This is a genomic window from Microbacterium sp. WHRI 7836 (assembly GCF_040223885.2).
GTDB classification, from domain to species: domain Bacteria; phylum Actinomycetota; class Actinomycetes; order Actinomycetales; family Microbacteriaceae; genus Microbacterium; species Microbacterium oxydans.
In genome coordinates this window covers 602,877-623,495 of the sequence record NZ_CP168171.1, presented here as the reverse complement: position 1 = coordinate 623,495, position 20,619 = coordinate 602,877, and the positions used below count along the sequence as shown (strand labels likewise).

The window sequence follows — 20,619 nt, the reverse complement described above, 5'->3', positions numbered from 1 at the left end:
GCCGAGGCAGGGGGATTCCGTCTCTTCCGAGCATGAGGAGCAAAAGTAGTCATGACAACTTTTTCCACGGAAATTCCCCGATTGTTCACCGATGTGCGTCAGAGTGAACATGTCGCGGTCGCCGCGGGGATGAGAAGTCACGACAACAGGAGCACGAACGAGAATGCCCAGACCTCTGCACGAGCAGCTCTACGAGCGGATGCTCGATCGCATCAGAAGCGGCGAATGGCCGGAGGGCGAACGTGTGCCGAGTGAGCACTCCCTGATCGCCGAGTTCGGGACCTCTCGCGGACCGATCAGGCAGGCTCTCGCGACGCTGCGAGCCGAAGGTGCTGTCGACGGCGGGAGAGGCGCACCGCCTCGGGTGCGGCGAATCGTGCCGACGCAGTCGTTCCAGACCTTCGTCTCGTTCACCGACTGGGCACGTTCGATCGGACGACGCCCCGGCCAACGCGTGCTCGAGGCCGCACGCCGACCCGCCTCGGAAGCGATCGCCGATGACCTCGGAATCGAGACGGGCGCCGCGATCGTGGAGATCGTACGGCTGCGACTGCTCGACGACGAACCGGCGATGCTCGAACGCTCGGCGTTCCCGCTCCCCGTCGGCAGGCTGCTGCTCGCCGCCGACCTCGATGCGGGGAGCATCTACCAGGCGATGCAGGAGCATGGCCTGGCGCCCGTTCGCGCACGTCATGTCTTCGACGCGGTACCGGCGGACGAGATCGATGCGGCGGCACTGGCGGTGTCCGTGTCCACACCGCTGCTGCGCGTACGACGAACGGGATGGGCGGCCGACGGTTCCCTCGTCGAGGTGGCGGACGACCGCTACCTGCCGACGATGGCCACCTTCGCCGTCGAGAACACCTCCGACGCGCGCTCAGCGCTCACCCGGGAGACCGGCGAGCGCTGAGCGCCGACGGAGCCGACATCACGCTCTCCAGCACCCCGCGATGTGGTCGTCGACCATCCCACCCGACTGCATCAGGGCGTACATGGTGGTCGGCCCGACGAAACGGAACCCGCGACGGCGCAGTTCTTTGCTCAGAGCGGTCGATTCCGGTGTGACGGCCGGGACGTCGGCGAACGATGCCGGGCGCTCACCGGAGACCGCAGGAGCGAACGACCACATCAGCTCGTCGAACTCGCCATCGGCCATGCCACGGACGATGCGGGCGTTGCCGATCGTGGCCTCGATCTTCGCGCGGTTGCGGATGATGCCGGCATCCCCCATCAGACGTTCGACATCGGACTCGTCGAACTCCGAGACGATCTCGGGCACGAACCCCTCGAACACCTCCCGGAACCGCGGACGCTTGCGCAGGATCGTGATCCAGGAGAGCCCGGCCTGGAACCCCTCCAGCGCCATCTTCTCGAACAGCGCGCGGTCGCCGTGCAACGGCGTGCCCCACTCCTCGTCGTGGTAGCGGCGGTACTCGTCGTCGTCGCCCACCCAGGCGCAGCGGTCGCGGGCGTCGGGGCCCGTGAGAAGAGAGGTCATGCGCTCAGGCTATCCGCGGCGACCGACACCGGATGCCTTCGCGCCTCGCGGCTGCAATCGGCGAACGCTCAGGCGAAGGTGGCGGCGTCGATCACGAACCGGTACCGCACGTCGGAGGCCAGCACGCGCTCGTAGGCGGTGTTGATGTCGGAGGCGGGGATGACCTCGATCTCTGCCGCGATGCCGTGCTCGGCACAGAAGTCGAGCATCTCCTGCGTCTCGCCGATGCCGCCGATGTTGCTGCCGGCAAGCGAGCGCCGACCACCGATCAGCGACATCACGCCCACCTCCAGGGGTTCGCCGGGAGCGCCGACGCACACCATGGCTCCGCCGACGTCGAGCAGGCTCAGGTAGGAGCGCAGATCGATCACGGCGCTCACGGTGTTGAGGATCACATCGAACGATGAGCGCAACTCGCGGAAGGTCTCCCGGTCGCTGGTGGCGCGATAGTGGTCGGCGCCGAGCCGCAGACCGTCGTCCTTCTTGCTCAGGGTCTGCGAGAGCACGGTCACCTCCGCGCCGAGAGCATGGGCGATCTGCACTCCCATGTGCCCGAGGCCGCCGAGCCCGACGACCGCGACGCGTGTGCCGGGTCCGACGTTCCAGTGCCGCAGCGGCGAATAGGTCGTGATGCCCGCGCACAGCAGCGGTGCGGCGACGTCCAGCGGCAGAGCGTCGGGGATGCGCAGCACGAAGGCCTCGGTCACGACCACCTGCTCCGAGTAGCCGCCCTGGGTGACGGTGCCGTCGCGATCGATGCCGCCGTAGGTGAGCACGGCCCCCTGGGTGCAGAACTGCTCTTCGCCGCGCAGACAGTTGCGGCACTCCCCGCAGGAGTTCACCAGGCATCCGACGCCGACACGATCGCCGACCGCATACCGGGTGACGGCCTCGCCTACCGCAGCGACCGTGCCGGTGATCTCGTGCCCGGGAGCGAGCGGATACTGCTGCGGACCCCAATCGCCGCGGACGGTGTGGATGTCCGAGTGGCAGATCCCGGCGAAGGCGATGTCGATCAGCACGTCGAGCGGGCCGAGTTCGCGTCGCTGGATGACGGTCTTCTCCAGCGGGGCTGCTTCACGGGGTGCGGCATAGGCGTTCACGGCAGGCATCTCGGACTCCTCGGATCGGGTACCTGCCGAGACTACCCAGCGCGGGAGGTGAATCAGCCGTGCCGCGCGAGTCGACGGTCGTCGAGAGGAGAGCGAACCGCGGGCGGGTCAGCGCTGCTTCTTCTTGAGCGCCTTCTCCTGGATGGGGGCCTGTCCGCTCGCCTCGAGGTCGGCGTAGTACGCACGGGCCTCGTCCTGCCGCTGCTTCTCCAGGCCGCTCGCGATGGGAGCGCGCACGTGCTCGGGCTCGTAGCCGAACGCGTTCACGAGGTCGAGGGAGTACGGGCGCAGACGGGCGCACAGGCGGTCGATGTAGCTCGACACCGCCGCGCCGCGCTGCATCGACAGACGTCCGTGGATCAGATGCCAGGCGAGGTGCTTCTCGATGAGCTGCAGGCCGAACAGGTCGCGCAGCCAGGTGAGCACCTTCTTGGTGTCCTCGTCGTCGATCTGGTGCACGGCGTCGGTGAACGCCTCCCACTGCAGCAGCTCTCCGTGCGCACGGGCGGCCTCGATGAGCTCGGCCTGGTTCTCGTTGAACAGGCGAGCGCCGAGGGCCTTGTCCTTCGCACCGGGGCGGAGGCGCGAGGCGATGTCGGCCACCATCTGCTGCACACGTCCGGCGAGCAGATCGTGCTGCTGCTCCTCGCGCAGGCCCCGCTCGACCGATCGGCTCACCTGACCGAAGTCGGAGACGGCCTGACCGAGCTGACGCAGGCCCGCACCGTGGAACAGCTTGCCCGCGGTCATGCCCACGGCGAACTTGGCGAGGGCCGCCGCATCCTTGCCCTGGAACTGCTTCGCGTAGTCGGTCAGCAGACGCTTGCCCACCAGCTGCAGCAGCACGTTGTTGTCGCCCTCGAAGGTGACGTAGATGTCGAGGTCGGCACGAAGCCCGACCAGACGGTTCTCGAACATGAAGCCGGCACCGCCGGTGGCCTCTCGGGCCTCCTGGAGGGTGTCGAGCGCATGCCACGTCGACAGCGGCTTGAGGGCGGCGGCCAAGGTCTCCAGGTCTTCCCGGTCCGCCGGGGTGTCGGTCCGGCCGGAGAAGACACCGTCGAACTTCTGCAGGAACTCGTCGTGCGCGAAGATCTGCGCGTAGGTGGTCGCCAGGCGCGGCAGCAGACGGCGCTGGTGCTTGCCGTAGTCCATCAGCACCACCTCCTGCCCATCAGCACCGTCGAACTGACGGCGCTGGGTGGCGTAGGTGATCGCGATGTGCAGACCGAGGGCGGAGGCCCAGGAGGCCGCGCCGTCGAGGGACACCCGCCCCTGCACGAGGGTGCCGAGCATCGTGAAGAAGCGGCGGCCAGGGCTGTCGATCGCACTGGAGTAGGTGCCGTCGGCCGCGACGTCGCCGTAGCGGTTGAGCAGGTTGGTCCGCGGGATCCGCACGTGGTCGAACGAGAGGCGCCCGTTGTCGATGCCGTTGAGTCCGCCCTTGAGACCGTCGTCCTCGCGGCCGATGCCGGGGAGGTCCACCCCGTCCTCACCGCGCAGCGGCACATAGAAGCAGTGCACGCCGTGGTTCACGCCGTTCGTGATCAGCTGCGCGAAGACGGTCGCCGCTACGCCGTGCAGTGCGGCGTTTCCGAGGTACTCCTTCGTCGCCCCGCGGAACGGGGTGTTGATGACGAACTCCTCCGTCTCCGGGTCGTACGTGGCCGTGGTGCCGACCGCAGCGACGTCGGAGCCGTGGCCGATCTCGGTCATCGCGAAGGCACCAGGGATCGAGAGGTCCATCACTCCGGGGAGCCACTTCGCGTGGTGCTCCTCCGTACCCAGCTGCAGGATCGCCGATCCGAAGAGACCCCACTGCACACCCGACTTGATCTGCAGGCTGGGGTCGGCCACCACGAGCTCCTCGAAGCCCGCGATGTTCGCGCCGTTGTTCTCCTCGCCGCCGAGCGACTTCGGGAACGCGCGATGCACGGCCTTGTTCTCCACCAGCAGGTGCAGCTGGCTGAGCACGCGCTCGCGGTGCTCGTCCTTGCCGAGCTCGTCCTTGCGCCAGAACGCCGAGTCCTTGATCATCTCGCGGGCCTGACGACGCACGTCACCCCACGTGCCCATCAGGGCGTCGTTCACGCGGGCGACATCGAGACGCGGGGTGGCGTCAGCGTTGTCGGGGGAGGTGCGGGTCGTCTTCGGACGGACGGCGGCGTCGACCATGAGCGTTCCTCTCAGAGGGAAGTGGGAATACTGCCATGGTAGGTCTGCCACAACGGGAGTCCTACTGCCCTGTCCACTTCCTCCAATGCGCTGCGGGGGCATCTCCCCGTCGGCTTGTCGTCAGACCACAGTCCGGGCCGGCAGCGCATCTTCCGGCACGGTAGGCGGTGGCGCTCCTGCCTCCCGCCAACGCCGCTTCGTCCCCGCGCTCAGACGCGCCCACGTGCGATCGCGGATGAAGATCGCATCGATCGCGATCATCGTCAGCGAGAACCACGGCAGCCCCATGAGCACGGCGATGCCGATGTGGAACGACAGGATGCCCAGCAGTCCGATCAACCGCGTGGGACGGGTGAGCAGCATGAGCGGGAACGCCACCTGCAGGATGATCGAACCCCAGCTGGCGACGGTGACCATCGGTCCCCATGTCGTGACGAGGTCGCTCAGCACCGGCCAGGTGCCGAACCGGGCGGTCTGCAGCGGGTTGTAGACCGCATACCCCTCTTCCCACGGTGCGCCGCCCGCCTTGTAGAGAGCGCCGGAGGCGTAGACGAAGCAGACCTGTGCCGTGAGAGCCACGAGCGCCAGGTTGTGGAACATGGTTCCCAGCAGCGCCGGCTGGCTGTTCGGGGCGAACCACTCCCCCGACTTCGCCCGACGCCGGGCATCCAGCGACCAGCGCGCCGCCGGGTCGGCGAAGAACAGCAGCAGCAGGGCGATGCGGAACATGTTGTCGCCCTGATCGCCCACCATGTCGTTCGCCTCGATGAACCCCACCCAGAGGCAGAAGAAGATCGGCAGCACGATCCGGAAGCGCCACCCGAGCACGAACAGCACGGCGAGCACTCCGAGCAGAAGGTAGAGCGCCGTGTAGAGCGCATCGTTCCCCATCGCGGCATGGAACGCACTGAACACCCAGATCCTGGGGAACTCGCTCACCGGCTCCGCGAGCTCGCCGTTCCAGGCCGACCCCGATCCGAACGTGTAGAGCCGGGTGCTGAAGTTCGAGATCAGCAAGCCGATCGCGGTGAGTCCGAAGAGGATGCGCGTGACCGCGAGTCCGTAGAGCGCCTTCTTCCCGTGGAAGAGCCAGTCGCCGACGAACGCCGAGATGCGGTCGATCGCCGACAGCACCATCGACCAGAGACCACCGATCATCGACGACACGAAGGTCAGCAGCCGTGTGACGAACGACCGCGGCGGCACGGTGCTCGCCGGAGCCGGTGCCGGGGCGGGTTCGCGAGGAGGGGTGGGCGGCGCGGACGCCGGGGCCGGAGCGGTGATGGTGCTCCGTGGCGCGGAGTCCTTCTTCTTCGCGTCCTTCCGGCGGTCCGCGGTCTTGACCGGCGCGCTCACGGCTGGATCCTCTCGAACTGGCCGCGGAAGGTGTTCGCGAAGTTCTCGCGACTCTGCCCTTCCTCTTCTATGGGCAGACGCCATCCGGTCGTCGAGAACGTCGGGTCGGGGCGCTGCGCGCCGGGGTCGTTGCGATCCTTGTAGGGGACCACGTTCTGGCGGCTCACGCGGTACTGCACCGCGACCACCGCATCCGCTCCCCAGATCGCGTAGGCCACCTGGGTCGCGTACGCGGTCGAGAGGTGCTCCTCGGCCATGTAGGCCTCGGTCGATGGATTGTCTTCACCCTGCAGTTCGTCGAAGGAGCGCACCATCCACTCCTCCCAGTCGTCCTTCATGAAGTCCAGGCCGATGACGGCCTGCTGGTCGGCGTTCAGCTTGTTGTAGGCGTTCATCTGTCCGCTCGCCACCTCACTCGACTGGATACCGGCCCGAGGAGGGAAGAGGTTGTACCGGATCATCGAGAGCTCCACGTCGGTGGCGCTGACCCACCCGGTCTCGACCTGTTCGCCGTCCTTCTCGATGAGGGCGCGGACGTTGAAGTGGTAGTCGCCGTTGATGGGCTCCGGTGCGAACACGCTCCAGGACTGACCGAACATCGGCAGCATGTACCCGGCGAGGACCTGCTGAGTGGGGATCTCCCGCAGCGCGGAGTATGGCGCTATCCACAGGAATGAGGCGCCGATGTGCCACAGCGTCAGGAGGCAGGCCGCGAAGGCGATGAGCTTCACCCACCACGTCGGCCGTGGCCGCACGGCTGCCGAGGATTCCGGCTCGACCGCGTCGGAACCTGCCGCGTCGGAGTGCGGTGCGGACTCGAGTCTGGTGCTCATTCACTTCCCTCCATACCGCCGAGGGGTCGGGACCGCCGTGGGGAAACGGTCCCGACCACTCAGCGTTCCTGCATCGCGATCACTCCGTACGGATCAGTCGCCGTCGGGATGTCGCGAGTCTCATCGTCCCCAGGCCGAGGACGAGGAGCAGAGCGGCCAGGGCGATCCAGCCGCCCTGCACCTGTCCACCGGTCGTGGCCAGGCCCGAGGCCACCACCTGGAACGAGGCCGATACGCTGCCCGAGGTCGCCCCGGTCAGTGTCACGGTGTGCGGTCCGAGGTCGGTGGCGGTCGGCACGGTCCAGGTGAAGGTGACCGTGCCCTGCGCGTTCGCGACCTGGCTGCCCAGCGCGACCGGATCGGAGGCCATCACGCCGGTGACCTTCTCTCCGGGCTTGAAGCCGGTGCCGACGGCGGTCTGCTGCTGTCCGCGTTCCAGGACCGGCGACCGGAGGGCGATCGCGATGTTCCCGGTCGGGTCGGCTGCCGCGTCCGCCGAAGCGCTCGCGGTGGCGGATGCGGATGCCTCCGCGGTGGCTTCGGCCGAGGCGTCGGCCGCAGCCGATGCCGATGCCGTCGCCGACGAGGACGCGTTGGCCGCTGCGGCCGCAGAGGCGTTCGGGTCCGCATCGGCCGCAGCCGAGGCATCCGCCGCGCTCGTCGAGGTCGCATCGTTCTGCGCCGCCGCCTGAGCCGCCGCAGCCGCGGAGGCGTTCGCCGCCGTGGTGGCCGTGGTCGAGGCATCGGTGGAGGCATCGGTGGTCGCCGCCGCCTGAGCCGCTGCGTTGGCCGACACGTCGGCCGCCGCGGATGCCTGGCTGGTCGCGTCCGCGAGTGCCGCAGCCACTGCCGCGGCCTCAGCCGAGGCGTTGCTGTCGTCGTCAGCCTGGGCGGAGGCCGCTGCCGACGCAGACGCGTTGGTGTTGATCTCCGCCGACGCGTCAGCCGAGGCGACCGCGTCGGACGAGGCATCGGTCGAGGCGTTCGCGATCGCCGCCGCGCTCGCGTTCGCCGCAGCGCTCGTGCTGGCATCCGACGTCGCGGTGGCGTCAGCCGCCGTGTTCGTCGTGGCGTCGGCGAGGGCCGCGGCCTGGGCCGCGATGGCCGCGCCGGCGTTCGCCGCCGAGGTGGCATCAGCCGTCGCCGCCGTGGACGAGGTCGCCGTCGCCGCCGACTCCGATGCGGCGTCCGCTGCCGGGTCGGCCGCCGCCGAGCCCTGCGCTGTCGCATCCGCGAAGGCCGCTGCCTGCGCAGACGCTTCCGCGACGGCCGCGGTGGTGGCGTCGGCGTTCGCCGAAGCGGATGCCGAGGCAGCCGCGTTCGCGTTGGTCGAGGCTTCCGAGGATGCGTCGGTGGACGAGTCGGAGGTCGCTGCGGACTCCGACGAGGCCGCGGAGTTCGCTTCCGCTGCCGCGGAGGCTGCGGCGTTCGCGTTCGTCGAGGCATCAGCCAGCGCCGCGGCCTGGGCGGCGACGGCCGCGGAGGCGTTGGCGGTCGATGTCGAGTCGGTCGACGCTGTCGTCGATGCCGTCGTCGTCGCCGCAGCCTCGGCGGCCGCGGTCGCGTCAGCGGTGGCGGCTGCCGACGCGGACGAGGTGGCATCGGCCAGAGCAGCCGCCTCCGCAGCGGCCTGGGCCGACGGGTCGCCGTCCGCGGTCGCGTCCGCCGAGGCCGACGCTGACGCCGCTGCGTTGGTGTTGACATCACCCGGGTCGCCCGCCGTCACCTCTGTGGTGTCCGTCGCGGTGACGGCACCGGCGGTCGCAGTCAGCGTGTATCCGGTTCCGGGAGTGGTGCCCGCCGGTACGGGATAGTTCGCAGTGAAGGCTCCCGAAGCATCGGTCGTCGCCGTCACCGGGCCGCCGACGTTCGCGCCTCCGCCCGGAGCTGTCAGCTGCAGCGAGACCGAGGAGCTCACGGGCCAGCCCGAGCCGGTCACGCCGAGGTTGCTGCCCGCCGGAACCTGGGCGGCCGCGTCGACCACGACGGGAGCCGCGGTGACCTCCGTCGTGTCCGTCGCCGTCTGCGCACCGACCGAGGCCGTGACCGTGTAGCCGGTGCCTGCCGGGGTGCCGGCCGGGACCGGGTAGTCGAGCGCGAAGCCGCCGAGCGCGCCGGTCGTGGCCGTGCGCGGGGTACCGACGGCCGCGCCGCCGGGTGCGCTCAGCTGCACCGAGACCTGCGTGTTCGCCGGCCAGTTCGCTCCGGTGACGGGCAGATCGTCCCCTGCCTGCACCGTCGCCGCCGCGTCGACCGTGGCCGCCGCAGTCACGGTGGTCGTGTCGGTCGCGGTCTGGGTGCCGACGGTCGCCGTCACCGTGTAGCCTGCGCCGGGCGTCGCGGAAGCGGGAACCGGGTAGTCGAGCGTGAACCCGCCAGACGCGTCGGTCGTGGCCGTCACCGGACCGCCGACGTTCCCGCCACCCGGCGCCGTCAGCTGCACGGACACCTGCGTGCTCGCCGGCCAGTTCGTACCGGTCACCGGAAGGCTCGTGCCCGCCTGCACCGTGTCAGCGGCATCGACAGCCGCGGCGGCCGTGACCTCCGTGGTGTCGGTCGCGGTCTGGGTGCCGACGGTCGCCGTCACCGTGTAGCCCGCGCCGGGCGTGGCCGAAGCCGGAACCGGGTAGTCGAGCGTGAACCCGCCAGACGCGTCGGTCGTGGCCGTCACCGGACCGCCGACGTTCCCGCCACCCGGCGCCGTCAGCTGCACGGACACCTGCGTGCTCGCCGGCCAGTTCGTACCGGTCACCGGAAGGCTCGTGCCCGCCTGCACCGTGTCAGCGGCATCGACAGCCGCGGCGGCCGTGACCTCCGTGGTGTCGATCGCCGTGACGGCACCTGCGGTCGCCGTCACGGTGTATGCCGCACCCGGAGCCGCAGAAGCGGGAACCGGGTAGTCGAGCGTGAAGTCACCCGAGGCGTTCGTAGTCGCCGTGACAGGGCCGCCGACGTTCACGCCGCCGCCCGGAGCTGTCAGCTGCACGGACACCTGGGTGTTACCCGGCCAGTTCGATCCCGTGACCGGAAGGCTGGTGCCCGCCTGCACGGTGGCTGCGGCATCGACGGCGGCCACGGGGGCGTCCGTCACCTCGGTGGTGTCGGTCGCCGTCTGCGTGCCCACCGATGCCGTCACCGTGTAGCCGGTGGCCGCGGGTGTGCCGGCCGGAACAGGGTAGGCGACCGTGAAGGTGCCGGAACCGTCGGTGGTGACCAGTACGGGGCCGCCCACGTTCGGGCCGGAAGCCGGAGCCGACAGCTGCACCGAGACCTGGGTGTTCGCAGGCCAGTTGGCACCGGAGACCGCGAGATCCGTCCCCGCCTGCACGGCGGGGGCGGCATCGACCGTCGCCGCGGCCGTCACCTCGGTCGTATCCGTCGCCGAGACGGCGCCTGCCGTCGCGGTGACCGTGTACCCGGTGCCCACCGTCGTCGCCGTCGGGACGAAGTAATCGACCGTGAATGCACCGTTGCCGTCGGTCGTGACCGGAACAGGGTCGTTCACGATCCCCCCGCCGGGTGCGGTCACCTGCACGGAGACCTGCGTGTTCGCGGGCCAGCCGGAGCCGGTCACAGGCAGGTTCGTCCCCGCCTGGACGGTCGGGGCCGCGTCGATAGCCGCCACAGCTGCCGCGGCAGCCTTGACCGTCGAGGAACCGAGGTCGAGAGCGACCCCGCCTCCGACGGCCGGGAGCAGGTTCACTCCGAGCGCACGCACCGTGAAGCTGCCGCCCGGGATGTCTCCCGTCGCCGGCTGCTCGTTGATGGTGATGGTCGCGATGTCCGACAGCACGCCCTGGAGCACGGGATCGAGCGTCGTCAGCACGGGACCCGTGAGAGCGGCGAGTGCCGGCTGCACGAGCGGGATCACGCTGGTCAACGCGGTGTTCACGAGCGGACCCGTCGTCGTGGCGACCGCATTCGTCACCGTCGCGACCACCGGGTTCAGGAGCACGCCGATGTTGAGGCCGGCCAGGGTGATGTCGGTCGCGACCGTGGGAACGGGAGTGGCGGTGCCGGCGAACTGCGCCAGTGAACCCTTGACCGTGACGTCGCCCGACACGAGCGGCGTCCCGGTGAGCGGCACCGTGAGGTCGACGCCGACCGTGATCGTCACCTGGAGGGCGTCGAGCGTCGACTTCAGGATCGTGGAGACCTTGCCGTTCAGGCTGTTCGGGTGCGTGCCCGTGAGTGCGGAGGTGATCCCCTGCTGGATGGCGGAGATCGTCGTGGCGGAGAGCACCGGGGTGTTCGCCGGCAGTGTGTTGAGGTTCGCGCCCGCGCCGGTCTCGACGAGGATCTTGGCGAGATCGACCGAGACCGTGCCGGTGCTCAGGTCGACGAGAACCGAACCGGTCGTGTTCTCGACCGGGGTCTGCAGCACCTGCGTCGTCACGGTCTGCCCGACCGTGTCGAGCCCCGCGATCGAGACGGTGCCCCCTGTCGCGGTGAAGGCGGCGACGAGCGGCACATCGGGGATCGCGTTGATCGTGTTGACGATCGTGGTGGTGAGGCCGGTCAGCGCGCCGCCGGGACCGGCGAGGTTGCTCACGGGAGTGACGGTGCCCTGGATCGCGGAGGCGAGGGTGCCGGAGAGCCCGGCGACCAGGTTGCTGTGCAGATCGAGGTTCAGGTCGGCGATGCGGTACTCGGACGTCACCGTTCCCGCGTTCGACTCGGCACGCGACGCGAGGGCGCCGATGCCGATGGAGGCCTGGTCGAGGACCGCATCGGTCAGACCCGCCACGGCGAGCTGGTCGAAGAGGTCTGTGAGCTCGAGGGTGCCGGGGTTCACGCTGCCGTCGATGGCGCCGGTGTCGACAGCCCCACCCGAGGTGATCGTGCCCGAAGAGGCGATCGACTGGGTCTGCGTCGGCGAGGAGCTGAAGCTCTGCGCAGCGCCCAGGTCGCCGAGCCGCAGCAGACCCGGCGTGGTGCCGTCGGTCAGCAGCGGCACGTTGAGGGTGCCCACGTCGATGTTGAGCGCCTCGAGCAGTCCGACGTTCAGTCCGCCGAGCTCCGAGCCAGGGGCGGCCGGGTTGCTCGTCAGCGTGTGACCGAGCGCGGCGATGTCGAGTCCGCCGAGCAGTGCGGCCGGCAGCTGGATGATCTGCCCCTGCGCGACCGACGGATCGTTCGGATTCGCCGCGTCCAGCGCATTCGCCGCTGTCGGCACCAGTGCACTTGCGAGGATCACCGCGCCGACGGTGACGCCGGCGATGCTTCCTCCTGCTGCTCTGCGTCGCCGCAGAGTCCTCTCCTGCAATTCCATTCGCTACTCCCGTGTGATGCGATCTTCCGCGTCACATGGCCCCCCCACGGGTCGACGTCAGTCGGCCGAGCGATGTTGAGGACAGTTCTACGGGATACGGGACGCGTTGTCCAGCATTCGTCCAGAGAACTTTTCAGCCATCGTCATCGTCCGAGACACTTCGCCATCGGCCGACATCGAACCCGCGATCGAGGGTTCGCCGACACGACGAAACGCCCCGCGGCCGAAGCCGTCGAGGCGTTTCGCGAATGCCCTCGGGTGTTACAGCGAGAGCCCGTGACCGAAGCGGAACAGCGGGTCGGTCGTATCGAACGGGACGTCGGGGCGCGAGGTCTCGACAGCCGCCATCGATCGCGGCAGGTCGAAGGGCAGTCGACCCTGCGCGGGGAACGCACCGCTGAGCACGTCCAGCAGCGCCGTCCCGGAAGCACCCCAGTTCACCGTGATCGCAGCCGCCACCTCGGCGAGCGGCGTCAGGATCGGCGGGCGATCGGCGAGCACGTCGACCACTGTGGGCACGACGGCCGCGACCTCGCCGACATGGGCGATCACGTCATCCGGGAAGTCGAGGGAACCGGCGTGGAAGAAGTTCTCGAACATGGTCGCGCGCTCCTCGAACGGAGCCTGCAGCCGGATGATCGCCAGATCGGCTTCCGACGGCGTCTCGACGACGTCGGCGAACTTTTCAGCCACGGCGACGTCGATGCCCTCGACGTAGAGCTTCGCCCCTCGGGCGAAGGGCAGCGCGCCGTCGTTCGCGAGCACCGTGATCGACGCACGCTGGGCATCCTCCCCCGCGGCACGGAAGTCGGCACGACCCACGATCTCGTCGGCGGCGTCCTCGTCGACGTAAGGGTTCTCGAACAGTCCGAGCTCGAACTTCTCGCGCAGGATGCGTCGTGCGGAGATGTCCAGCCGGGCCTCGGTGATCTCACCGTCGGCGACGAGCTCGAGCAGCAGCTCCGGGTTCGCCTCACCGCCGAACTGATCGGCGCCCGCATCGAGCACCTTCTTCATCCGCTCGCGAGGGGTGAGATCTTCCACACCCCAGGCACGCGCAGGGAACGGCTGCCCGAAGATCTCGGAATCGCTGATCAGACCCCAGTCCGTGCACACCAGACCGTCGAAGCCGTAGCGCTCGCGGAGCAGACCCGTGATCACCGACTTGTTGAAGCCGAAACCCACCTCCTCGTACTCCGTGCCGACGGGCATCCCGTAATACGGCATCATCTGCCGGGTACCCGCGGCGAGCGCGTCTTCGAACGGCTTCAGGTGAAGCTCGAACTCGCCGCCAGGATAGACCTGCTCGCGGCCGTACGGGAAGTGCGGATCCTCGCCGTCCTTCTGGGGGCCGCCGCCGGGGAAGTGCTTCGTCATGGTCGATACCGAGCCAGGCCCGAACGACTTCCCCTGGAAGCCGCGGATGTAGGCCGCGCCGAGCTTTCCCGACAGCTCGGCGTCTTCGCCGAACGTCGCCGTCTGGCGCGCCCAGCGCGGCTCGGTCGCGAGGTCGACCTGCGGGTGCAGTGCCACGCGCAGACCGACGGCCGTGTACTCCTGGCGGGCGATGTCGGCGAAGCGCTCGACGAGCTCCTCGTCGCGGGTGGCCGCGAGGCCGAGCGTCTCCGGCCACTGCGAGAAGGGCCCTGCCAGGATCGACGCTCCCGGATTCTCGCTGAACGAGTGCCGGGGGTCGGTGGAGAGCGTGACCGGGATGCCGAGGCGCGTGGACGCCGCGAGCCGCTGCAGGGCGTTCTGCCACGCGGCGATCTCCCGGCCGGTGGGCGCGGCACCCAGCAGGTTGAAGTGCGTCATCTGCTTGGACTCGAGGAACTCGCGGGCCGACGGCGTCGCGAACACCGGGTTGGGCTCCTCGAGGTCGCCGATCGCGATCATGGTGTGGAAGAAGAGCCCTGCCTTCTCCTCGATGGTCATGGCATCGAGCAGCAGCTGCACCCGCTCGTCGACCGAGAGATCGGTGTCGAGCCAGGGGCGCGCGATGGTGGTCTCTGTCATGGTCACTTGACTCCCTTGATGCGGTAGACGAGCACGGCACCGGCCAGCGCGACGACCGCACCGAACAGGTACCACGTGGTGTAGCCGCCCAGCGGCGTGGCCGCTCCGATGGCGATGATGCCCGGCGCGATCGCGGGGGCGATCGACTGCGGCAGCGCGTTGGCGATGTTCAGCACCCCGAGGTCCTTCGCCACGTCGTCCGGGTTGGGCAGCACCTCGGTGGCGAGGGCGAGGTCGACCGAGAGGAACGATCCGGCCCCGAGCCCGATGATGGCCTGGGCGATGATGACGGTCGTGATATCGGGGGCGATGGCGAGGATGACCAGACCGACCACCATGATCACACCGGCGACGGCGACGAAGGGACGGCGCTTGCCGATCTTGTCGGAGAGGAAGCCGCCGAGCGGGGAGGAGATCGCCATCGCCGCCATCGAGGCGAGGTTGGCCGCGAGGATGACGCCCACCGCACCCTGCTCGTCGAGGCCGAACTTGGTGACGAGGTACAGCGGCAGGAAGGTGGCGATGCCGGCATAGCCGAACATCACGAAGAACTTGGTGAGCCAGGTCCAGCCGAAGTCGGGGTGCTTGCGCGGGTTGAACACGAACGAGCCGAAGAACATCCCGATCGTGAACTTCTCGGCGGGCTTCTCGGTGAGGCGGCGGTCCTTCAGGATCAGGACGAAGATGATCACCAGGATCAGTGCGATCACGCCCGGCACGACGAAGCGCTCGAAGTCGCCGGGCAGGAAGTTCACCAGGAAGCTGCCGGCGAGGATGCCGATCGGGGTGGTGATGCCGATGATGCCCGACACCTTGCCGCGGCTCGTGACCGGCACCTGGTCGGGCAGGGTCGCGTTCGCCGCCGCGAGCACGGCGTTCATCGCGGTCTGCACGAGGCACCAGGCGAGCAGGACCATCCAGACGGAGTTCGCGGACCCGATGAGGAAGAACCCGCCGAGGCCGACGACGGCACCACCCAGGATCCACGGACGACGCATGCCCCAGCGCGAGGTCGTGCGGTCGGAGAGCCTGCCGACGAGGGGGTTCGCCACGAGCGCGAAGATCGCACCGACGCCCATCACGAGTCCGAGGCTTCCCTCGGTGTTGACGGGGTCGATGTGCTGGATCTTGAACGCCATGGACACCATCACCGGGGTGAGAAGCGCCAGGAAGACACCGAAGTTCACCGCGGCGAGGCCGGGGGTGTAGCCGCGCGGAGTCTTGGGCGGCGTGGTCCCTGGGGCCTTGAATCCCGTGGTGCCCACCGCGGCCGCGTTGGCGGCGGATGACAGCTCTGTCATGACAGTCCTTTCGATTCACCGCACATCTTCGGGCGATGCGGTTCTGGCATGACAGTACACCAATCTCGACCGATTGGTAAGTCAAACCAGACCGATTGGTAATGAACGAGGATAGAGTGATGACGGAGGATGCGATGACGATGACGGCGACCGGCACCCGTCACTCGCGCGCCGTCGCGACGAGGCAGCGCATCCTCACCGCCGCGCACGATCTGTTCGTGACCCGCGGTTACCGATCCACGTCGCTGCGCGACATCGCCGCAGCCGCCTCCGTCAGCCACCCGGGCCTGCTCGGGCACTTCGCCTCGAAGGACGATCTGCTCGGAGAGGTGGTCGCCGGGCTCGAAGCCGAGAACGAGTCCGTGTTCAGCGCGATCTCGGCCGCATCCGAACCGGGCGAGCTGGTCTTCGCCGGCATCGCCGAGCGCAATGCGCGCACCGCCGGCTACCTCGAGCTGTTCGCGGCCCTCACCGGGGAGGCCTCGGCGCCGGACCACCCCGCGCACGAGCGGATGCGCGAGCGCTACTGCCGGATCCGCGCACTCAGCAACGACGTGCTCGAGGATGCCCAGTACCACGGGGTGGTCGCCGCCGACCGCGATGTCGACGGCGAGGCCGTCCGGCACACGGCGGGGTGGGACGGGCTGCAGCTGCTCTCGCAGTACCTGCCCGATCGGGTGGACGTCGTCGAGATGCTCGAGGAGCGCGAGAACCTGTGGGCGCTGCCGCACGCGTGGCGGGACCCCGACGACGAGCCCTCATCCGGGTCCGCGACGGCCGCCGGTCCCCTCCCGCGACTGCGCGCCACCAGTGTCGCCGACACCGACCCCGGCTACGCGGTCGGCCGCCGCAGGCGCGCACAGATCGTCTCCGATGCGATGCGCCTGTTCGCCCGCGACGGCTACGGCGACACCAGCCTGCAGGACATCGCCACCGCGGTCGGAGTGTCGAAGTCGACGCTGCTGCACCACTACGCGTCGAAGGAGCTGCTGCTGAGCGCCGTGCTCACGGAACGCGACAGCGCCATCAACGAGAACCAGATGTTCACGAGCACCGCGTCGGCTGCCACGGTGCTCCGCAGCATTCCCGAGGGCGCGGCGCTCAGCGCACGGGACGAACCGGGACTGATCGAGGTCTACGCGGTGCTGTCGTGCGAGGCCGTCCCCGTCGCACACCCCGCACACGACTACTTCACGATGCGGTTCGCGAACGCCCTCGACTACTTCGCTGAGCTCTTCCGCCTCGCCCAGGTCGACGGCGACCTGCCAGCGCACCGCGATCCCGTGCACGAGGCCACCTGGCTCATCGCGATGTGGGACGGGCTGCAGTACCAGTGGCTGTATGACCGCGACAGGGTCGACATCGCCACGCACCTGCGGGCTCATCTCGACGACGTGCTGCCTCCGCGCTGAGACGGCGCTGCGCTGAGACGACGCCGCGCGGAGACGACGCCGCGCGGATCAGCGCAGACGGACGGCGTAGCGCAGATGCGTCGTCTGCGGGGAATCCTCCGCGCCCACCAGGTCGAGCGAGAGGCGTTCCCCGTCCACACCGTCGAACAGGCGCACTCCTGCCCCGAACAGCACAGGCGAGAGAGCGATGTGGAACTCGTCGACCAGACCGGCATTGAGGAACTGGACGATCGTCTCACCGCCGCCCGAGATGCGGACGTCGAGGTCGCCGGCAGCAGCGCGCGCCTGGTCGAGCGCCGACTCGATGCCGTCGGTCACGAAGTGGAACGTGGTGCCGCCGCGGCGCTCCCACGGCTCGCGCTCCTCATGGGTGACGACGAAGACCGGCGTATGGAACGGCGGGTCCTCCGGCCACGCGTGCTCGCCGGCGTCGAACATCCGCTTCCCCATCACACTCGCCCCGGTGCGCTCGAACGTCTCGCGCACGATGTCGTTGTCGCGTCCCTCGTCCCCACCTTCGCCCAGGTGCAGATTCTCGCGGAAGGACCGCAGCCGGAACACCCACTTCTGCAGCTCCATCCACTGCCGACCCATCAACTCGTCCGGCGACTCGGGGGCGATGAACCCGTCGAGAGACATCGAGACGCTGAAGAACACCGCTCCGGCCATCAGCGCTCCCCTCGCGCGATCGCCATCTCCGCGACGTGGACGGCGAGGTTGTCCAGTGTCTGCCGGCCACCCTCGAGTGCGCCATGCCGCTCGATCGCCCGGTCGCGCAGCTCCGGTGTCGGGAACACCGTGCGCATCTCGATGCGGGTCCGATCGCCGTCCAGCACGAACGTGAGGTGTGATTCGAATGCCTCAGGATCGTCGCGGTGCTCACCATGGAGCATCACGATCCGCTCCGGCGCGACGATGTCGGTCCACACGATCCACTCCGGGTAGTCGGTGCCGTCCGGTCCGTGCATCACGAACTCCCATTCGCCCCCGACACGGAACTCGAACGATCGCGTCGTCGTGGTGAAACCCTCGGGGCCCCACCACCTCGAGAGGTGCTGCACCGTGGTGAACGCCTCGAACACCAGCGCCGGCGCGGCGTCGATCACGCGCGAGATCACGATCTCGCGATCAATCGTCGTATCCATCCACTACTCCTGCCTTCTTTCCGCTTTCAGGTCCTGCACGTAGGCGTCGAGCCGGTCGAAGCTCTCGTTCCAGAACTGCTCGAAGCCGCCCGTCCACTCATGGACGGCCCGGAGCCCCGTGGCGTCGAGCCCGTAGACCCGCTGCTTGCCCTCCCGGCGGTCGCGCACGAGACCGACCTCGCGCAGCACACGCAGGTGCTTGGAGGCACCCGGCTGAGTCATCCCCAGCACCTCGGACACCTCGGTCACGGGGCGGTCGCCACTGCGCAGCAGCGTCAGGATGTCCCGGCGTCGCGGTTCGGCGATCGCGTTGAAGACATCGGATGTGGTTGCCGCTCGCGCCATGTGATCAACATATACCCATATGGGCAAGTGTTCAAGACGCCACGATCCGGAGTACGCCCGAAGGCGAGGCGTCGGGCGTCGGCGTCAGGCGCCGGCGATCACCGCGAGCACGCCCTCGCCGTACGCCTCGCGCTTCTTCGCACCGATGCCGGTGATGCCGTCGAGGTCGGCGAGAGCAGCAGGGCGGCGCTCCGCGAGCGCGCGCAGCGTCGCGTCACCGAACACGATGTACGCGGGCACGCCCTGCTCGCGAGCGGTCTCGGCACGCCATGCACGCAGTGCCTCGAACAGTGGCCGATCCCCCGCGTCCAGGGCATCGGCGGCGCTGGCCTTGCGGGCCCGGCCCGAGGACGTCGGACGCCCGATCGTGTCCTTGCGCAGGGGTACAGCGGTCTCACCACGCAGTACTCCTGCCGCCTGCTCACCGGGCGCGAGGGTGCCGTAGTCACCCTGCGCGACGAGAATGCCGCGGGCCAGGAGCTGACGGACGACGCTGCGCCAATCCTGATCCGAGAGATCGCTGCCGATGCCGTAGGTCGCGAGCTTGTCGTGACCCTGCTGCCTGATGCGCTCTGTCGAGGCCCCGCGGAGGATGTCGATCAGGTGCCCGGCGCCGAACGCCTGATTGCGCTCGCGCTTCAACCGCACGATCGTCGAGAGCAGCTTCTGTGCTGGGACGAGCCCGTCGAACGTCTCGGTGTCGTCGAGACAGGTGTCGCAGTTGCCGCACGGCTGCGACTCCTGACCGAAGTAGCCGAGCAGGTTCTGCCGACGACACTCCACGGTCTCGCACAGCGCGAGCATGGCGTCGAGGTGCTGCCCCATGCGCATCTTGAAGGTGCGATCACCGGGACTCTGGTCGATGAGCCTGCGCTGCTGCACGACGTCGCCGAGCCCGTAAGCCATCCAGGCCACCGAGGGCTCGCCGTCTCGACCGGCGCGCCCGGTCTCCTGGTAATAGCCCTCCACGGACTTCGGCAGATCGATGTGCGCGACGAAGCGCACATCCGGCTTGTCGATGCCCATCCCGAATGCGATGGTGGCGACCATGACGACGCCGTCCTCGCGGAGGAAGCGCGCCTGGTTGGCCGCGCGCACCTCGCCGGGCAGACCCGCGTGGTACGGCAGCGCATCGAGACCCTGGGCGGCGAGGTACGTCGCCGTCTGCTCGACCGACTTGCGACTGAGCGCGTACACGATGCCCGCGGGCTGCGCGGCGTCGTCGGTCACCGGGGTCTGCGACTTGATGAACGCGACCAGCTGCTTGCGCGGGTCGACCTTGGGCACGATCCGGTACTGGATGTTCGGGCGATCGAAGCTCGCCACGAAGTGCTTCGCCGGCGCCCGCCCCTCTGCGCCGTCGAGGTGCAGACGTTCGGTGATCTCCTTGTGCGTCGCTGCGGTCGCAGTAGCCGTGAGCGCCATGCGTGGAACACCGGGGAACCGCTCGCCCAGATCGCCGAGAGCCAGGTAGTCGGGCCGGAAGTCGTGACCCCACTGCGACACGCAGTGGGCCTCGTCGATCGCGATCACGCTGAGGGTGCCGCGTTGCAGGAGCGCCGTGGTCTGCGCGTTCGACAACCGCTCCGGGGCGACGTAGATGAGGTCGAGTTCACCGGCGACGTACGCCCGCTCGACCTCGCGGCGCTCGTCGATCGCCTGCGTGGAGTTGAGATAGGCGGCGTTGACGCCGTTGGCCCGCAGAGCGTCGACCTGGTCGTGCATGAGCGCGATGAGCGGGCTTATCACGAGCCCCGTGCCCTCGCGCACGAGCGCGGGCACCTGGTACGTGATGCTCTTGCCGCCACCGGTGGGCATCAGCACGACGGCGTCTCCGCCCCCGATGACCTGATCGACGATGCCTGCCTGGTCGCCGCGGAACTCGTCGTAGCCGAAGACCGTGTGCAGGGCCTCGCGTGCGGTGGAGTAGCGGCTCGGCGTCGCTCGGCGCACGGCCGGCGCGGAGGCCGCGGGGGCCACCGGGGTGACCGGACCCTGACCCCAGTCCAGCGGCGGTTCGAACCCGGCGCCCTGAGGCTCCCAGTCCATCGGCTCGGGCGGGATGGACGACTCCCACCCGTCGTCATAGGGCTCGTCGGCGTACGGCAGGTCCGCGTACGGGTCACGGGGAGTCTGCGGCATCCCTCCAGCGTA

General features: G+C 69.1%; 14 protein-coding genes. 2 read left to right on the top strand and 12 right to left on the bottom strand.

The features are described 5' to 3' along the window. The first annotated feature begins 163 nt into the window (after positions 1-163). Positions 164-910 carry a GntR family transcriptional regulator gene (locus tag ABRP18_RS02925; protein ID WP_113680839.1) on the top strand — a complete coding sequence of 249 codons (747 nt, stop codon included), beginning with the start codon at positions 164-166 and terminating at the stop codon, positions 908-910. A gap of 18 nt (positions 911-928) precedes the next feature. Here ABRP18_RS02925 and ABRP18_RS02920 read toward each other — a convergent pair whose 3' ends face one another. The 8 genes from ABRP18_RS02920 to ABRP18_RS02885 all read right to left on the bottom strand — a co-directional run bounded on the left by ABRP18_RS02920 (position 929) and on the right by ABRP18_RS02885 (position 15,563). Next, positions 929-1,498, bottom strand: coding sequence for a DNA-3-methyladenine glycosylase I (locus tag ABRP18_RS02920; protein ID WP_046746634.1), 570 nt, complete (start codon positions 1,496-1,498; stop codon positions 929-931). 68 nt (positions 1,499-1,566) lie between these two features. Then, positions 1,567-2,610: an NAD(P)-dependent alcohol dehydrogenase gene (locus ABRP18_RS02915; protein ID WP_113680840.1), complete on the bottom strand. Its 1,044-nt coding sequence runs from the start codon at positions 2,608-2,610 to the stop codon at positions 1,567-1,569. Positions 2,611-2,718: 108 nt separating this feature from the next. Then, entirely contained in the window at positions 2,719-4,785 is a 2,067-nt protein-coding gene (locus tag ABRP18_RS02910) for an acyl-CoA dehydrogenase (RefSeq protein WP_058631584.1), read from the bottom strand. A gap of 120 nt (positions 4,786-4,905) precedes the next feature. Then, positions 4,906-6,141 carry an HTTM domain-containing protein gene (locus ABRP18_RS02905; RefSeq protein ID WP_113680841.1) on the bottom strand — a complete coding sequence of 412 codons (1,236 nt, stop codon included), beginning with the start codon at positions 6,139-6,141 and terminating at the stop codon, positions 4,906-4,908. Further along, on the bottom strand, positions 6,138-6,974 hold the full coding sequence (locus tag ABRP18_RS02900; protein ID WP_349885503.1) for a DUF5819 family protein: 837 nt from the start codon (positions 6,972-6,974) through the stop codon (positions 6,138-6,140). The genes ABRP18_RS02905 and ABRP18_RS02900 overlap by 4 nt, the downstream gene beginning before the upstream one ends. A 79-nt stretch (positions 6,975-7,053) precedes the next feature. Next, a complete protein-coding gene (locus ABRP18_RS02895; protein WP_374168963.1) occupies positions 7,054-12,246 on the bottom strand; it encodes a choice-of-anchor G family protein in 5,193 nt (1,730 codons plus the stop codon). 261 nt (positions 12,247-12,507) lie between these two features. Further along, a complete protein-coding gene (locus ABRP18_RS02890) occupies positions 12,508-14,262 on the bottom strand; it encodes a glycoside hydrolase family 3 N-terminal domain-containing protein (protein ID WP_349885500.1) in 1,755 nt (584 codons plus the stop codon). Between the two features lie 2 nt (positions 14,263-14,264). Next, positions 14,265-15,563, bottom strand: coding sequence for an MFS transporter (locus ABRP18_RS02885; RefSeq protein WP_058632158.1), 1,299 nt, complete (start codon positions 15,561-15,563; stop codon positions 14,265-14,267). Between the two features lie 119 nt (positions 15,564-15,682). Here ABRP18_RS02885 and ABRP18_RS02880 point away from each other — a divergent pair, with 119 nt between their 5' ends. Further along, positions 15,683-16,975: a TetR/AcrR family transcriptional regulator gene (locus tag ABRP18_RS02880; RefSeq protein ID WP_230977971.1), complete on the top strand. Its 1,293-nt coding sequence runs from the start codon at positions 15,683-15,685 to the stop codon at positions 16,973-16,975. A 48-nt stretch (positions 16,976-17,023) separates the two neighbouring features. On the opposite strand, the gene ABRP18_RS02875 is transcribed toward ABRP18_RS02880, so the two are convergent. From ABRP18_RS02875 to recQ, 4 genes are all read right to left on the bottom strand, one after another. Beyond that, a complete protein-coding gene (locus tag ABRP18_RS02875) occupies positions 17,024-17,644 on the bottom strand; it encodes a dihydrofolate reductase family protein (protein ID WP_046746626.1) in 621 nt (206 codons plus the stop codon). Then, the gene (locus tag ABRP18_RS02870; protein ID WP_349885499.1) at positions 17,644-18,120 is read right to left on the bottom strand and encodes an SRPBCC family protein; all 477 of its coding nucleotides are present in this window, start codon (positions 18,118-18,120) and stop codon (positions 17,644-17,646) included. Before ABRP18_RS02870 ends, ABRP18_RS02875 begins: the two co-directional genes overlap by 1 nt. Before the next feature lie 3 nt (positions 18,121-18,123). Beyond that, positions 18,124-18,465 carry a helix-turn-helix transcriptional regulator gene (locus tag ABRP18_RS02865; RefSeq protein ID WP_046746624.1) on the bottom strand — a complete coding sequence of 114 codons (342 nt, stop codon included), beginning with the start codon at positions 18,463-18,465 and terminating at the stop codon, positions 18,124-18,126. A gap of 84 nt (positions 18,466-18,549) precedes the next feature. Then, positions 18,550-20,607: a DNA helicase RecQ gene (gene recQ, locus ABRP18_RS02860; RefSeq protein WP_179516328.1), complete on the bottom strand. Its 2,058-nt coding sequence runs from the start codon at positions 20,605-20,607 to the stop codon at positions 18,550-18,552. Positions 20,608-20,619: the final 12 nt, after the last annotated feature.

What these genes read in the sequence shown, in the direction of transcription:
- ABRP18_RS02920 (WP_046746634.1), bottom strand. Translation starts at nt 1,498, where the DNA reads ATGACCTCTCTTCTCACGGGCCCCGACGCCCGCGACCGCTGCGCCTGG.
- ABRP18_RS02895 (WP_374168963.1), bottom strand. Translation starts at nt 12,246, where the DNA reads ATGGAATTGCAGGAGAGGACTCTGCGGCGACGCAGAGCAGCAGGAGGA.
- ABRP18_RS02870 (WP_349885499.1), bottom strand. Translation starts at nt 18,120, where the DNA reads ATGGATACGACGATTGATCGCGAGATCGTGATCTCGCGCGTGATCGAC.
- ABRP18_RS02925 (WP_113680839.1), top strand. Translation starts at nt 164, where the DNA reads ATGCCCAGACCTCTGCACGAGCAGCTCTACGAGCGGATGCTCGATCGC.
- ABRP18_RS02880 (WP_230977971.1), top strand. Translation starts at nt 15,683, where the DNA reads ATGACGGAGGATGCGATGACGATGACGGCGACCGGCACCCGTCACTCG.
- ABRP18_RS02890 (WP_349885500.1), bottom strand. Translation starts at nt 14,262, where the DNA reads ATGACAGAGACCACCATCGCGCGCCCCTGGCTCGACACCGATCTCTCG.
- ABRP18_RS02900 (WP_349885503.1), bottom strand. Translation starts at nt 6,974, where the DNA reads ATGAGCACCAGACTCGAGTCCGCACCGCACTCCGACGCGGCAGGTTCC.
- ABRP18_RS02885 (WP_058632158.1), bottom strand. Translation starts at nt 15,563, where the DNA reads ATGACAGAGCTGTCATCCGCCGCCAACGCGGCCGCGGTGGGCACCACG.
- ABRP18_RS02915 (WP_113680840.1), bottom strand. Translation starts at nt 2,610, where the DNA reads ATGCCTGCCGTGAACGCCTATGCCGCACCCCGTGAAGCAGCCCCGCTG.
- ABRP18_RS02875 (WP_046746626.1), bottom strand. Translation starts at nt 17,644, where the DNA reads ATGGCCGGAGCGGTGTTCTTCAGCGTCTCGATGTCTCTCGACGGGTTC.
- ABRP18_RS02865 (WP_046746624.1), bottom strand. Translation starts at nt 18,465, where the DNA reads ATGGCGCGAGCGGCAACCACATCCGATGTCTTCAACGCGATCGCCGAA.
- recQ (WP_179516328.1), bottom strand. Translation starts at nt 20,607, where the DNA reads ATGCCGCAGACTCCCCGTGACCCGTACGCGGACCTGCCGTACGCCGAC.
- ABRP18_RS02910 (WP_058631584.1), bottom strand. Translation starts at nt 4,785, where the DNA reads ATGGTCGACGCCGCCGTCCGTCCGAAGACGACCCGCACCTCCCCCGAC.